The sequence below is a fragment of the Aureimonas phyllosphaerae genome (genome assembly GCF_047943035.1).
GTDB classification, from domain to species: domain Bacteria; phylum Pseudomonadota; class Alphaproteobacteria; order Rhizobiales; family Rhizobiaceae; genus Aureimonas; species Aureimonas phyllosphaerae.
Genome location: NZ_CP181348.1, coordinates 2321129 through 2336115, shown reverse-complemented (window position 1 = coordinate 2336115; position 14987 = coordinate 2321129). Strand labels below are relative to the sequence as shown.

Annotated in this window: 12 protein-coding genes; 8 read left to right on the top strand and 4 right to left on the bottom strand. The window is 67.9% G+C overall.

The features are described 5' to 3' along the window. The gene (locus ACLNGM_RS11010) at positions 1-1035 is read right to left on the bottom strand and encodes a zinc-dependent dehydrogenase (RefSeq protein ID WP_416358369.1); all 1035 of its coding nucleotides are present in this window, start codon (positions 1033-1035) and stop codon (positions 1-3) included. A gap of 352 nt (positions 1036-1387) precedes the next feature. On the opposite strand from ACLNGM_RS11010, the gene ACLNGM_RS11005 reads away from it, so the two are divergent. The 6 genes from ACLNGM_RS11005 (at position 1388) to ACLNGM_RS10980 (ending at position 7966) form a co-directional block, all read left to right on the top strand. Continuing rightward, positions 1388-2335 carry a substrate-binding domain-containing protein gene (locus tag ACLNGM_RS11005; protein ID WP_416358368.1) on the top strand — a complete coding sequence of 316 codons (948 nt, stop codon included), beginning with the start codon at positions 1388-1390 and terminating at the stop codon, positions 2333-2335. Positions 2336-2397: 62 nt separating this feature from the next. Then, complete coding sequence (locus ACLNGM_RS11000) at positions 2398-3888, top strand: sugar ABC transporter ATP-binding protein (RefSeq protein WP_416358367.1); 1491 nt, start codon at positions 2398-2400, stop codon at positions 3886-3888. A 61-nt stretch (positions 3889-3949) separates the two neighbouring features. Then, positions 3950-4945: an ABC transporter permease gene (locus ACLNGM_RS10995; RefSeq protein ID WP_090960911.1), complete on the top strand. Its 996-nt coding sequence runs from the start codon at positions 3950-3952 to the stop codon at positions 4943-4945. A gap of 141 nt (positions 4946-5086) precedes the next feature. Next, entirely contained in the window at positions 5087-6514 is a 1428-nt protein-coding gene (locus ACLNGM_RS10990) for an aldehyde dehydrogenase family protein (protein ID WP_416358366.1), read from the top strand. Positions 6515-6642: 128 nt separating this feature from the next. Continuing rightward, positions 6643-7146, top strand: a complete 504-nt coding sequence (locus ACLNGM_RS10985; RefSeq protein ID WP_090960917.1) for a CYTH domain-containing protein — start codon at positions 6643-6645, stop codon at positions 7144-7146. 67 nt (positions 7147-7213) lie between these two features. Next, positions 7214-7966: an SIMPL domain-containing protein gene (locus tag ACLNGM_RS10980; protein ID WP_416358365.1), complete on the top strand. Its 753-nt coding sequence runs from the start codon at positions 7214-7216 to the stop codon at positions 7964-7966. A 68-nt stretch (positions 7967-8034) separates the two neighbouring features. Here the strand turns inward: ACLNGM_RS10980 and ACLNGM_RS10975 are convergent, their stop codons facing one another. Then, on the bottom strand, positions 8035-8439 hold the full coding sequence (locus tag ACLNGM_RS10975) for a hypothetical protein (protein ID WP_090960921.1): 405 nt from the start codon (positions 8437-8439) through the stop codon (positions 8035-8037). Positions 8440-8655: 216 nt separating this feature from the next. On the opposite strand from ACLNGM_RS10975, the gene ACLNGM_RS10970 reads away from it, so the two are divergent. Together ACLNGM_RS10970 and ACLNGM_RS10965 are read left to right on the top strand one after the other, a co-directional pair. After that, on the top strand, positions 8656-10173 hold the full coding sequence (locus ACLNGM_RS10970) for a putative bifunctional diguanylate cyclase/phosphodiesterase (protein ID WP_416358364.1): 1518 nt from the start codon (positions 8656-8658) through the stop codon (positions 10171-10173). Positions 10174-10240: 67 nt separating this feature from the next. Next, a complete protein-coding gene (locus tag ACLNGM_RS10965) occupies positions 10241-10681 on the top strand; it encodes a DoxX family protein (protein WP_416358363.1) in 441 nt (146 codons plus the stop codon). A 63-nt stretch (positions 10682-10744) separates the two neighbouring features. On the opposite strand, the gene rpoD is transcribed toward ACLNGM_RS10965, so the two are convergent. Next, positions 10745-12721 carry an RNA polymerase sigma factor RpoD gene (rpoD, locus tag ACLNGM_RS10960; protein WP_416358362.1) on the bottom strand — a complete coding sequence of 659 codons (1977 nt, stop codon included), beginning with the start codon at positions 12719-12721 and terminating at the stop codon, positions 10745-10747. 299 nt (positions 12722-13020) lie between these two features. Then, on the bottom strand, positions 13021-14985 hold the full coding sequence (gene dnaG / locus ACLNGM_RS10955; protein ID WP_416358361.1) for a DNA primase: 1965 nt from the start codon (positions 14983-14985) through the stop codon (positions 13021-13023). Positions 14986-14987 lie beyond the last annotated feature (2 nt).

Sequence of the window (14987 nt, the reverse complement as noted above, 5' to 3'; positions counted from 1 at the left end):
TCAGGATACGATGGCGACCTTGATGGCATCGCCTCGGGCGGCGGTCTCCAGCGCCTCGCCGATCGCCGGTAGGGCGAAACGATGCGTCAGGAACGGCTTGGTATCAAGCTGTCCCGACGCGATGAGGTTCAGCGACTTCTCGAACTGAAGGCGCGTCAGGCCGAAGGAGCCGGTCACGATCAGCTCGTTGTAGTGGATGGCGTTGACGTCGAGCGGCGCCATCTCGCCCTTGTTGAAGCCGGCGAACAGCGAGACGCGTCCGCGCAGGCGGGCGAGACTGAGCGCGTCGTTGGCGAGCGAGGGCACGCCAATCGCCACGATCACGACGTCGGCGCCGATGCCGCCCGATTCGCCCCGCACGATCGCCTTCAGGTCCTCGTTGACCGGATCGACCACGACGTCGGCGCCCGCCCGCAGCGCCGCCTCGCGGCGCGCCGGGTTCGGCTCTGACACGATGATGCGCCGCGCGCCGGACAGCCGCGCGACCTTGACGTGGAGGAGACCGATCGGGCCGGAGCCAAGGATGGCCACCACGTCGCCGCGCTCGACGCCGACCTTCTCCTGACCGTTGATGACGCAGGCGAGCGGCTCGGCGAGCGCCGCCTCCTCGAACGAGACGCCGTCGGGCATCGCGAAGACATTGCCCGTCTCCAGCGCCCGGCCGGGGATGCGGATGTATTCGGCGAAGGCGCCGTCGACCTCGTAGCCGATCGCGGTCAGGTTCTCGCAGACGTTCTCGAGCCCGCGCTTGCAGTAGGCGCAGTGTCCGCAGGCGATCGCCGGATCGACGCAGACGGCGTCCCCCGCCCGGAAGCGCGACGAGCCCCCGGCGTCGACGATCTCCCCGGAGAACTCGTGGCCGAGCACCGAGGGGTAGCGCACGCCCATGGTCTTGCGGCCCGAGACGATGCGGATGTCGGTGCCGCAGATCGTGGCGGCGCGAACCTTGAGAACGAGATCACCGCGCTCGGGGGTCGGATCCGCGACATCACCGAACAGGACGTCGTTGGGAGCGCGCAGGAGGGCAGCTTTCATCACGATCCATCCGAGCTTGGGAAACGGCGCATTCCTTGCGCCTCTGGTAAGGTGTATCGTGCAACTTTGTTTTTTGTAAAGTGCAAATGTCTATGGCTTGGAGTGATTGGCGCGGACGTGGCGCTGGAAGGAAAGGCCTCCACCACCACAGGGAGCTGCTTCTGATAAACTAGCCCCTCCGATTTCGACGACGCGTTGCACAAAATGATTTTATGAAGATCAAATGTATTGACGGTTGGCGGAAAGTGCGCGAGATCGAAAGGGATAGGCGCGCCGGGGAAGACGGCGCGTCCGGCGGCTCTCAGCCGCTGGGGTCCGGGGCGGGAGGCGCCCCTTTCGGGAGGAAGACGACATGCGCAAGGGATTCTGGTCCGCCCTCGTTCTCGGCTCCGCGCTGATGGGCGCGGTCCTGCCGGCCTCGGCCGAGGGGCAGGAAGACCTCATCAAGCCGATCGACAAGGAACTGACCTTCGTCTTCATCCCGAAGGTGATCCACCCGTGGTACGACGTGGTGCGCCAGGGTGGCCAGTACGCGGTGGACGAGTTCGCCAAGCAGGGCATCAAGATCAACATGATCTGGGACCAGCCCCCGCAGGCTGACGTCGCCGACCAGAACCAGCGCATCGAGGCCAATATCGGCCGCGCGCCCGATGGTCTGGCCGTCGCCTGTCTCGATCAGGCGACCAATGTCCAGCTCCTGACCGAAGCCAAGGAAGCCGGCGTCAACACGATCACCTTCAACTCCTTCTGCTCGCCCGACTTCGCCTTCGTCGGCCAGAAGGACAGCTACGGCGACGGCTTCGACCTCGGCAAGTATCTCGCCGACCACATCGGCGGCGAGGGCGAGGTGGGCATCCTTTCCGGCTCCCTGACCGCGACCGACCACGTCGAGCGCATCAAGGGCTTCAAGAAAGCGCTGGAAGCCTATCCGAACGTCAAGATCGTCTTCGAGCAGCCCGACAACGACGTGCTGGAGGAAGCCGTCTCGCTCACCGAGAACGCGCTCCAGGCCCATCCCAACATCAAGGGCTTCTTCGGCTGCAACGCCTCGAACCCGATCGGCATCGCCCGCGCCGTCCAGAACGCCGGCAAGGCGGGCACGGTGGCGGTGGTCGGCATGGACGACCTGCCGGAGGCCGTCGACTTCGTGAAGGAAGGCGTCATCACGGCGCTGAAGGCGCAGCGCCAGTGGGACATCGGCTACTGGGCCGTGAAGTACATGGTCGCGATGAACCAGAACCACACGATCCCGATGGACCACAACACGGGCTCGCGCTTCATCACCAAGGACCAGCTCTAAAGGCGAGGTCGGGGAGCCGGTCCGCCGGCTCCCCTTTCGTTCCGGTCGAGGGAGAGGCTGACATGGACGCGATGGCCACCGCCTTCGAGGCGAGAAACGTATCGAAGAGCTTCGGCGTCGTGCATGCCCTGAGGGGCGTTTCCGTCTCGATCCGCCCCGGCGAGGTCCACGCGATCATCGGCGAGAACGGCGCTGGCAAGTCGACGCTGATGAACATCATCTGCGGCCGGCTCCGCCCGACCGCCGGCGAGCTTCTCGTCGGCGGCGCCGCGGTGCAGTTCCATTCGCCCGGCGAGGCGCAAAGCGCGGGCATCGCCATCGCGCCGCAGGAGATCAATCTCGTTCCGGCCCTTACCGTCACCGAGAACATCATGCTCGGCGCCGAGATCACGCGCGGGCCGGCGATCGATTGGCGAGCGACGCGCGAGGAAGCCCTCACGCACCTCCATGCCGTCGACGACACGATCGCAGGCGACGCCCGCGCGGGCGAATTGTCCAAGGCGCAGCAGCAGCTGGTGCAGATCGCCCGCGCCGTCGCCACCAAGGCGCGCATCCTGATCTTCGACGAGCCGACCGCTGCGCTGACGACGCGCGAGACCGAAAAGCTCTATGCCTTCATCCGACGCTTCCGCGAGACCGGCGGCTCGGCCTTCTACATCTCGCACCGCCTCGACGAGATCCTCGACCTGTCCGACCGCGTCTCGGTCCTGCGCGACGGGGCCTATGTCGGCGAGCTCGACCCGAAGCGCACGTCCAAGCACGAGATGGTCGCGCTGATGGCGGGCCGCGAGGTCGCTTTGTCCACGCATGCGCCGCGTCGCTTGGAGGACCGTCCGGTGGTCCTGAGAGTGTCGGGCCTGTCCCGCCCCGGCGAGTTCGAGGACGTGTCGTTCGAGCTTCACGAGGGCGAGGTGCTGGGCGTCTCCGGCCTCGTCGGAGCCGGGCGCACCGAGGTGGCCAAGTGCATCTTCGGTCTGACGCGGGCAAAGGCCGGATCGGTCGAGATCTTCGGCGACGCGCGCCCGGTGACGGACCCCGCCGACGCCATCCAGCGCGGCCTCGTCTATCTGCCGGAGGAGCGCAAGCAGGAGGGTATCTTCCCGCTCCTCTCGATCGCCGAGAACCTGACGATCGCGACGCTCGACCGCTTCCGTGGTCCGGCCTGGATGGACTTCCGCGGCATGGCGCGCACGGTCGACGATTACGTCGACCGCCTGCGCATCAAGATCGGATCGGCGTCGGACCCGATCACTTCCCTGTCGGGCGGCAACCAGCAGAAGGTCATTCTCGGCCGCTGGCTCGCCAAGAACGCGAAGATCCTGATCCTCGACGAGCCGACGCGCGGCATCGACGTCGCCGCGAAATCCGAGATCCAGGGCGTCCTCGACAGCCTGACGGCGGCGGGCCTGTCGATCGTCTACATCTCCTCCGAGCTGGAGGAGGTGCTGAACGTCTCCGACCGCATCCTCGTCATGCACGAGGGCCGCGTGAAGGGCACCCCGCGCACCGAGGACATGACGCAGGAATCGCTGCTGCGTCTCGCCATGAGCTGAAGGCGCGACGCCAGCGCCGCTTGTCGACCGCCCGTCTCCCGACCGAAAGGCAACCCGAGCCATGACCAACACCGCTCTTGGGTCTCCCGCGCGGGCCCGCTCCGCCGCCGCCCCCTCCCTCTGGTCCCGCTTCAAGGGCTGGGAGGCGAGCGGCATCCTGATCGCGCTGGGGCTGTTTGCCATCATCCTGTCGATCGCCGCGCCGAACTTCCTGTCGGCCTACAACCTGACGGTCGTGGCGCGCGCCGCCGCCTTCGTCGGCCTCGTGGCGCTCGGCCAGACGCTGGTGCTCCTTCTTGGCGGCATCGACCTGTCGGTCGGCGCGGCCGCCGGTCTCTCGGCGATCGTCGGCTCGCTGATGCTGACCTCGCTCGGCGTCCATCCCTGGCTGGTGATCCCGCTCGCCTGCCTGTTCGGCCTCTGCCTCGGTCTCGTGAACGGCTTCTTCATCGCCTATCTCAAGCTCAACCCGTTCATCGTGACGCTGGCGTCGGGCGAGATCTTCGCGGGCATGACGCTCGTCATCACCGAGGGTTACCCGATCCGCCCGCTCGGGGCCGGCTTCCGCGTCTTCGGTCAGGGCGAGCTTCTCGGCCTGCCGGTGCCGGTCTGGTTCTTCCTCGTCTCGGCGGCGATCCTGATCTGGGTGCTGCGCAACACCAAGTTCGGCCGCAACATCTTCGCGATCGGCGGCAATCGCGACGCCGCGGTGCTGGTCGGCATCCGCATCCGCCGGGTCGAGCTCCTCGTCTACGGCCTCGCCGGCATGTTCGCCGCCATGGCCGGCATGCTCTATGCGAGCCGCATGGATGCCGGCCAGCCGTCCGTCGGTGAAGGTTGGATGCTGCAGGCGATCACGGCCGCGATCATCGGCGGCACGAGCCTTCGCGGCGGCCAGGGCACGATCGTCGGCACGGCGCTCGGTGCCCTGCTTCTGGCGATGCTTGCCAACGGCACCGTCCTTCTCAATGTGTCCGGCTTCTGGCAGCGCGTGATCGTCGGCCTCGTGGTGCTCATCGCGATCCTCGTGGATCTCGCCCGCCGCCATCGCCGCTGAACCCTATTCTCTCGGCGTCCCCTCTCCCCGTCCGGGCCGAAGCCCGGGCGAGGATTTCCGCGTTCCGCCGCCGCAGCCGGCTGGACCATGGAGCGTGCGGGGTTCTACACCTTTACCGACGCGCGTTCGGGAGGGACCGAGATGAACCACGCCCTGCAGTTCTACATCGACGGTGCCTGGGTGGCGCCCGCGACCGACGCCCGCCTCCCGGTGATCGACCCGTCCACCGAGGAAGCCTTCGCCGAGATCGCACTGGGCGGTGCTGCGGACGTCGACCGTGCGGTGGCGGCCGCCCGCCGCGCGTTCCGGTCCTATTCGCAGACCACCCGCGAGGAACGCCTCGCCCTGATGCGCCACCTTCTCGAGGTCTACAAGGCGCGCCTTCCGGAGATGGCCGAGGCGATCAGCCGCGAGATGGGCGCGCCCCTGCCCTTCGCGCTCAACAGTCAGGCCGGGATCGGCACCGCCCATCTCGCCAAGATGATCGAGACGCTGGAGACCTACCACTTCGAGGAGATGCGCGGCACGACGCTGATCGCGCGCGAGCCGATCGGCGTCGTCGGCATGATCACGCCGTGGAACTGGCCGATGAACCAGATCATGTGCAAGGTCGCGCCGGCGCTCGCCGCCGGCTGCACGATGGTGCTGAAGCCGTCAGAGATCGCGCCGATGAGCGGCCTCCTCTTCGCCGAGATCTGCGACGAGGCCGGCCTGCCGCGGGGCGTCTTCAACCTCGTCAACGGCGACGGGCCGGGGGTCGGCGAAGCCATGTCGCGCCATCCCGGCATCGACATGATGTCCTTCACCGGCTCGACGCGGGCCGGCATCTTGGTCGCCAAAGGCGCCGCCGACACGATCAAGCGGGTCCATCAGGAGCTCGGCGGCAAGTCGGCCAACGTCCTCCTGCCCGACGTCGACCTCGAGACCGCCGTCGCCAAGGGCGTGCAGGGCTGCTTCGGCAATTCCGGCCAGAGCTGCAACGCGCCGACGCGCATGTTCGTACCCGCCGATCGTCACGATGAGGCGGCCGCGATCGCTGCGCGGGCGGCCGACGCGTTCAAGGTGGGCCCGGCCGACGCCGCTTCGACCCAGCTCGGCCCGGTCGTCAGCCAGGTCCAGTACGACAAGATTCAAGGGCTCATCGAGACGGGCATCCGGGAGGGTGCGCGGCTCGTGGCCGGCGGTCCCGGCCGGCCCGACGGCCTCAATCGCGGCTACTTCGTGCGCCCGACCGTCTTCGCGGACGTCAGGCCCGACATGACCATCGCCCACGAGGAGATCTTCGGCCCGGTCCTGTCGATCCTCTCCTACGAGACCGAGGACGAAGCGGCCGAGCTTGCCAACGACACGGTCTACGGGCTCGCGTCCTACGTCCAGTCGGCCGACCCGGAGCGGGCGCGCGCCTTCGCGCGGCGCATGCGCACCGGCAACGTCTACCTCAACTATCCCGCCTGGGACGCGGGCGCGCCGTTCGGCGGATACAAGCAGTCCGGGAACGGACGCGAATATGCCGAGTTCGGGCTGGACGAGTTCCTGGAGATCAAGGGGGTCGTCGGCTGGGGCGCGTGAACCTTCGGGTCGGGCTGCCCCGGTCGATAACGCGGACAATTGCTTTCCGCCCCGTTTGGTGACATGGGAGCCGCCGGTCGGAATCTGCGGGCCGCCGACGGGCGTCCCGCATCGCGTGAAGAGGCTTCATGGCCGTCGAAATCGAGCGCAAGTTTCTTGTGATCGGCAATGCCTGGCGCGGCCGCGCGGTGCGCGTCAGGACCCTTCGGGACGGACTGGTCAGCCAGGGCGCCAACGGCAAGGTCCGGGTGCGCCGCGACGGCGAGACGGCATGGCTGACGGTGAAGGGCGCGCGCTCGGGCATCTGCCGCAGCGAGTTCGAGTACGAGATCCCGGTCGCCGATGCCGAAGAGATGTTGGGTGGGGTCTGCACCGGCCAGATCATCGAGAAGGACCGTTTCGAGGTTCCTCACGAGGGGCATCTCTGGGAGGTCGACGTCTTCCGCGGTCCGTTGGCCGGCCTCGTCTGGGCCGAAGTCGAGCTCGGCGATCCCGACGAGGTCTTCTCGATCCCCGATTGGGTGGGACGCGAGGTCACCGGCAACCCGCTCTATCGCCACACCGCACTCCTCAACGCCTTCGCGGCCAACGACGGCCGGACCGAACTGCGGCAGTGGCCGGTCGAAGCCTGAACGGCTGGCCTTTCGCCGCATTCGCGCCCCACAAGACGAGCGTCAGACATCCAACGGAGAATCGGCCTTGTCCGCAGTCCGCCTGTTCGCCCCTCTTGCGCTGGGCGCCGCCCTCGCATTCGCCTCGCCCGTCCTGGCACAGGATGCGCCGCCGCCCCCGGCCCCGCCGCCCGCGCGCGTCAGCGTTTCCGGCGAAGGACTGGCCAGGGGCGCGCCCGACCTCGCGGTCACGCAGCTGACCGTCATGCGCTCGGCCGCGACGGCCGCGGATGCGCTGGGGCAGGTCAACACGGCGATGGACGCCGTGCGCGCCGCGATGCCCTCGTTCGGCGTCGAGTCCCGCGACCTGCAGACCTCAGGCTTCCAGATTTCGCCGCAGTATCGCTACGACAACCGTTCCGACGGCACGCAGGCGCCCCCCGTCCTCACTGGATACGAGGTGCGCAACACGTTGTCGGTCAAGGTGCGCGATATCGCCAAGCTCGGCGAACTCCTCGACCGCGCCGTTCAGCTCGGCGTCAACGAGGGTGGCTCGATCTCCTTCCAGATCGAGGATGACGCGTCGCTGCGCGATGCTGCCCGGCGCGACGCCGTCGTCCGCGCGCGCTCCAGCGCCACCGCGCTCGCGGAGGCCGCGGGGCTCAAGCTCGGCCGCGTGGTCTCGATCGAGGACACGGCGGCCGGCTTCGTGCCTCTTCCCCCGCCCATGCCGATGGGCGAGATGCGGATGATGGCGAGCAGCGCCGCCAAGGTTCCTGTCGAGGCGGGCGAGAACACGATCTCGGCGCAGGTCCGGATCGTCTACGAACTCCAGCCCTGATCATCCCCGGACATAAGGAAGGGGCGGCTCGCGAGAGCCGCCCCTTCTTCATTTGAAGCCTTCGGATGTCAGCGGTAACCGATCACCGGGCAGCCGCGGTCCTGCGCGAAGCGCAGCGAGGTCGGGTAGCCGCGCTTGTAGCCGGCGACGACCACCGCGCGGTTGTTGACCCGCACCACGTCGGCGCCGCGCACGCCCATGTCGCGCGCCTTGCGCAGGGCAAGACGCGGCGAGCACTCGCCGCGGCGCGGTCCGCGATCACCCCAGCGCTCTCCCCGATGCGGGCCCCGGTCGCCCCAGCGCTCGCCATGGCGCGGGCCGCGATGCTCCCAACGGTCGTGCCGCTCGCCGCGATAGTCGACGAGCGTCACGCCGGCCGCATCGCGCGGCGCGGCGCTTGCAGCGCTGGCCGCGCCGAGCGAACCGAGAACCGTCGCAGCGACGAGGGTGGAACGGATGAAGCTGGACAGCATGGAAAGGTCTCCTGTCGAATAGGGCGCGCTCCGTGGCGCGTCATGCCCGACAAGATAAGTCGGCCTTCCTGAATTGCCGCCGTCCGGCGTGTTCATCCGGCATTCAGCATACGGCGAGAACGAGCGCTTTTCGCCGCAACGCACCATTGCCGGACGCAATACGTTCACGGACATCCCATACCGTACGCCAGGGTTACAGGTGCAGTCGGTATGCAGATGAGCAAGTCGTTCTGGGTCGAGCAGGTCACCGTCGTCCGCGAACTCGAACGCACCCACGCGGCCTTCGCTGCCGTTTGGCTTGCCGTCAGCGCGATCCTGCTCCTCACCTCGCCTTGGATCGCCCCGATCTCGCTGGTCGCCTGCATCGCGACCTTTCTGGTCCTCGGGCGCGTGCGGCGCGACCTCCATCGAACGCATCTCGAACTCGAACGCGTGCGCGGCGAGCAGGAAGCCTTGGTCGAACGCCACGTGATCGACGAGATCACCGGCCTCCTCACGCGCCGGGCGTTCCTCGAAGCGGCTGGCGAGGCGTTGAAAGCCCGCGACGGCGGCACGTCGCTCGCCTTCTTCGCGCTCGACATGGACAACCTCAAGGTCCTGAACGACAGCTTCGGCCACCGCGCCGGCGACTTCGCGCTGTCCCACATCGCGACGACGCTGAAGCGCCTCGCGCCGCGCGTGACCGCCGGACGGCTCGGCGGCGACGAGTTCGCCTTCGTGCTGCCCTGCGCCGACGAGGCTGAGGCGCTGGCGTTCGGCGAGCGGTTCGGCCAGACCCTCAACACGCCTGTGATGGCAGGCGGGCGGCGCTTGTCGCTGTCGGCGAGCCTCGGCGTCGTGATGGTGCCCGAGCGCACGGTCTACCTGTCGGAGGCCATGCAGTTCGCCGACGTCGCGCTCTACGCCGCCAAGAGCGCCGGGCGCAACAAGACCGCCGTCTTCGACGCCGACATGCTGGCCGAGCTGAAGCATCGTCGCCTGATCGAGCGCGAGTTGCGGGCGGCGATCCTCCTCAACGAACTCGACGTCCACTACCAGCCGATCAGCGGCCTCGACGGCAATCTCGTCGCGGTGGAAGCCCTTCTGCGCTGGCAGAGCCCGTCGCGCGGCAACATCTCGCCCGCCCGTTTCATCCCGATCGCGGAAAGCACCGCGCTGATCGACCAACTCGGCGAATGGGTTCTGCGGCGAGCGCTGTCGGACGCGCGCGAGCTTCCCGACCTGCGCATCTCCGTCAACGTCTCGGCCAACCAGCTGAAGCGCGACGACGTCGTCGATATGGTGGCGCGGGTGCTGGCCGAGACCGGCCATGCGCCGAGCCGCCTGACGCTCGAACTCACCGAGTCGGCGGCAATCCAGACGACACCGGACATCTGTCGCCGCCTGCAGGCCCTGCGCGACATGGGCATCCGCATTGCGCTCGACGATTTCGGCACGGGCTTCAGCGGCTTCGACTACCTCCGCCACCTGCCGGTCGACTGCATCAAGATCGACCGGAGCTACATCGCGCGCCTCGGCGACAGCGAGACCGACAACGTCTTCGTCTCGGCACTCGCCAGCCTAGCGAACTCGATGAGACTGTCGGTCGTTGCCGAAGGCATCGAGACCGAGCGACAGATGCTGCTGGCGCGGGCCGCCGGCTGCACCCTCTTTCAGGGCTACCACCTCGCCAAGCCCATGCCGAAGGCGGATCTCCTGCGCTTCTTCGACCACGAAATCAGGCAGTGCGCTTGAAACCTGGGGTTGTTATGATCTGTGGCGATCCGGCCCCGTTGAGCCGGCCCGACCGGGACACGACCCCATGCCCACCGCTATCGCAAGGCTTCTCGACACACGCTGGTTCCCGCCGCTCGCACGGCTGATCCTGACCTTCTGCTTCTGGGGCAGCGGCCTTGCGAAGCTGGCCGACTTCGAGGCGGGGACCGCCGAGATGGCCTATTTCGGCTTCTCGCCGCCGGCGCTGGTCGCGGTCCTCGTGATCGTCGTTCAGCTTCTCGGCTCCGCACTCGTTGTCCTCGATCGCGCGGCCTGGCTCGGCGCCGGCATGCTCGCGACGTTCACAGGCCTGACGATCCTCCTCGTCCACGACTTCTGGAACATGACCGGACCGGAGGCGGTGGGTCATTTCCACACCGCGACCGAGCATGTCACGGTGATCGGCGCGATGATGGTGGCGGCGCTCCTGTCGCGGCGCACGCGGGCCGACCGCGTCGCCTCCAGCCACGGCGCCCTCCCCGCCTGACGCCGGACACGAAAAAGGGCGCCCGAAGGCGCCCCTAATCTCCAACCCGCGATACGGATCGGCTCAGCTATCGAGGAACGAGCGCAGCTTGCGCGAGCGGCTGGGGTGCTTGAGCTTGCGCAGCGCCTTGGCCTCGATCTGGCGGATACGCTCGCGCGTCACCGAGAACTGCTGGCCGACCTCTTCCAGAGTGTGGTCGGTGTTCATGCCGATGCCGAAGCGCATGCGCAGCACGCGCTCCTCACGGGGCGTCAGCGAGGCGAGCACGCGCGTCGTCGTCTCGCGCAGGTTCGCCTGGATTGCCGCGTCGATCGGCAGGATCGCGTTCTTGTCCTCGATGAAGTCGCCGAGGTGCGAGTCCTCCTCGTCGCCCACCGGCGTTTCGAGCGAGATCGGCTCCTTGGCGATCTTGAGGACCTTGCGGACCTTCTCCAGCGGCATCGCCAGCTTCTCGGCCAGCTCTTCCGGAGTCGGCTCGCGGCCGATCTCGTGCAGCATCTGGCGCGAGGTGCGCACGATCTTGTTGATCGTCTCGATCATGTGCACCGGAATGCGGATCGTGCGCGCCTGATCGGCGATCGAGCGGGTGATGGCCTGCCGGATCCACCACGTCGCATAGGTCGAGAACTTGTAGCCGCGGCGGTACTCGAACTTGTCGACGGCCTTCATCAGGCCGATGTTGCCCTCCTGGATCAGGTCCAGGAACTGCAGGCCGCGGTTGGTGTACTTCTTGGCGATCGAGATCACGAGGCGCAGGTTCGCCTCGACCATCTCCTTCTTGGCCTGCCGGGCCTCGCGCTCGCCCTTCTGCACCATGTGGACGATGCGGCGGAACTCGGTGATCTCGAGGCCCGTCTCGGTGGCGAGGTTCTGAATCTCCTGGCGGAGGTTGCGGATGCCGTCCTTCTCGTTCTGGACGAACTTCAGCCAGCCCTTGCCCGAGAGGTTGGCGATCGACTGCGTCCAGTTCGGGTCGAGCTCTGACCCCTGGTAGGTCTGCAGGAACTCGTCGCGCTTCACGCCATGGCTCTCCGCGAGGCGCAGGAGCTTACCCTCGTTGCCGACGAGCCGCTTGTTGATGTCGTAGAGCTGGGCGACCAGCGCGTCGATGCGGTTCTGGTTGAGGGACAGGCCCTTCACCGCGGCGACGAGGTCTTCCTTCAGCTTGCGATAGGAGCGCTCCTGCGAGGACGACAGCGTGCCCTGAGCCGCGAGGCGGTTCTCGACCTGCTGGTCCTGCAGCTTGCGCAGGCGCTTGTAGTTCTCGGCGATCGCGTCGAAGGTCTCCATGACCTGCGGACGGATCTCGGCCTCCATCGCGGCGAGCGAGAGCGAGTTCTCGAGGTCGTCCTCGTCGTCCTCTTCCTCCTCGCCCGGACGCAGCTCGCCGTTCGGCGCCGGCACGCCGCCCGCCTCGGTGCCCTCGACCGGCGCGGACGGCATCTTGGCCTCCGGTCCGGCATAGGTCGCCTCGAGGTCGACGACCTCGCGGAGCATGATGTTGCCTTCGTTGAGTTCCTCGCGCCAGATGATGATGGCCTGGAAGGTCAGCGGGCTCTCGCAGAGGCCCGCGATCATCGTCTCGCGGCCGGCCTCGATGCGCTTGGCGATGGCGATCTCGCCCTCGCGGGACAGAAGCTCGACCGAGCCCATCTCGCGCAGGTACATGCGCACCGGGTCGTCGGTCCGGTCCGAGCTTTCCTTCTTGGTCGTTGTGGCGACGGCGCCCGTCGTGGCTTCGGCGACCTCGGTCGAGCCAGACTCCTCGGACTCCTTCTCCTCCTCGTTCTCGCCTTCCTCGTCCTCGACGACGTTGATGCCCATGTCGGACAGCATCGACATGAGGTCTTCGATCTGCTCGGAGGTCACGTCCTCGGCGGACAGAACCGAGTTCAGCTTGTCCATCGACACGAAGCCGCGCTTCTTCGCGGCCTTGATCATCTTCTTGACGGCGTCGTCCGACAGGTCCAGCAGAGGACTGTCAGGCGTCTCCTGACGCTCCTCGACGGCGGCCTCGCCTTCCTTGACTTTCGTCGCCATGTGCATTCGTCTCCATCTGGCGCGGTCGCTTGCGGAAAGCGGCGCCTCCCGCGCCCATTCCCGCCAGCCTTAACCGCCGGCCGTGAATGATCGATTAACCATGACCCCTGAAAGGGCGCGGCCGATCGATCGGTCCAAACCATGTCCAACCGGCGGATGGGCCGGGCCCGCATCCGACGGGCGCCGGCGTCCGGCCGATGCGTGTTTCGTCTTTCCCGCCGCGAAGTCAAGGGTTTGAAGCATCGCGGATGAATTCGTGGAGCCGGCGCCCCAACCTCGCGGGGGTCGCCGACGGGACTTCAGATACCCTTGGCCGGCCGGCCAGACAGCAGTCCAAACCCGTCTATCAGCGCCTCGGTTCCCGCCAAATTATTGATTTCCCGATGGATCTCGACGAGCTGCGCATGCGCGAGCTCGTCCCCGTCGGTCGCCAGCGCGGCCTCGGCCGCCCGGAGCTCCCTATGTAGTGACAGGTATCGGTGCTGCAAGTGCAGCGCCTGGCGCACCGCCTCGCGCGCATCCTCCAGTGCCGCCTGCGGCAGGAAACTCCACAGCCGCACCGCCTGAAGCTTCGCCTCGCAGGCCTGGAACGGCTCCAGCAGCATGCGCCGGTCGAGTTCGGCGAGGATTTCGTCGCGCGAATGCGGCTGGCCGTCGGCATAGACGTCGATCACCGCCGAGCGAAGCCGCTCGAGCTCCGGGCTCGTGAGTTCGAGGTCGGCGAAATAGTCGAACGCCTCGCGCAGGAGTAGCGGGTGGTTCACGAAGCCGACGAGGATCGACATCTCGCGCATCGGCGCGGCGCTCGCCCGCGCGCCGCCACCGAGCAGCGCGCTGCGCGCCAGACGGTCCGACACCGGCGACCGGCGACCGGCCCCGGGCGCCGCGCTCCGGCGCGCGCCCCCACCCCCGCCGCCGCGTCCGTCCTCGCGCCGCCGGTTGTTCCAGTCCCCTCGCCCGCCGCCGCCGCGCGATGGCGCGGGGCCGAAGAAACCGGCCAGACGCTCCTCGACGTCCTGCAGGTAATGGCGACGCACGCTCTCGTCGCCGATCTGGCGCATCATCGCCTTCAGGCGGCCTTCCAGCTCGGCGCGGCGCTCGGGCGTGTCGAAGCTGCCGCCCCCGGTCTCGCGCATCCAGACGAGGTCGGCGAGCGGTCGGGCGCGGTCGAGCACCTCGCGCATCGCTTCCGGGCCCGATGCGCGCAGGAGATCGTCGGGATCCTTGCCCTCCGGCAGAAGCGCGAAGCGCAGGGAGCGGCCGGGACGCAGGAGAGGCAGCGCCAGTTCCGCCGCGCGGTTGGCCGCCTTCAGGCCCGCCGCGTCGCCGTCGAAGCAGAGGATCGGCTCGGGCACCGTGCGCCAGAGAAGGTCGAGCTGGCGCTCGGTCAGTGCCGTGCCGAGCGGGGCGACCGCGTTCTCGAAGCCGCCCTGGTGCAACGCGATCACGTCCATGTAGCCTTCGGCCACGATCAGCGTGTTCGAACCCTTGGACGCCCGCCGGGCGGAGGCGAGGTTGTAGAGCACCTGCCCCTTGTGAAAGACGTCGGTCTCCGGCGAGTTGAGGTACTTGGCGGGAACGCCGGCGGCCAGCGCCCGCCCCCCGAAGGCGATTGGCCGCTCGCGGACGTCGAGGATCGGAAACATCACGCGATCGCGGAACCGGTCATAAGAGACCGCGATCCCCTCGCCGTGCACCACCATGCCGGCGCCCTCGATCTCGGCCTTGCCGACGCCCCGGCCCGCGAGGAACTCCTTCAGCCGGTTGCGGCTGTCGGGCGCGTAACCGATGCCGAACGTCTTTTGGACGACCGGATTGAGACCCCGGTCGCGCAGGTAGGCGCGCGCCTTGGCGCCGTCCGCCTCCTGAAGCGTCTGCCGGAAGAACTCGGCCGACAGGCGCAGCGCGTCGAGAAGCGTCGCCTGGGCGTCCTGGCGCTTCTCCTCCTCGCGATCGCGCGCGGGCATCGGCAGGCCCGCCTCGCCGGCCAGCCGCTCGACGGCCTCGGGGAAGCTCATGCCCTCGAGTTCGGTGAGAAAGCGGAAATGGTCGCCCGACACGCCGCAGCCGAAGCAGTGGTAGCGCCCCTTGACGTCCTCGCAGTGGAACGAGGGCGACTTTTCGCCGTGGAAGGGGCAGCACGCCCACCAGTCGCCCTTCGATGACTGCGTCTTGCGGCGATCCCAGACGACGCGCCGGCCGATCACGTCCGAGATCGGAATGCGGGCACGGATCTCGTCGAGGAACGGGGGCGGAAAGCGCATGG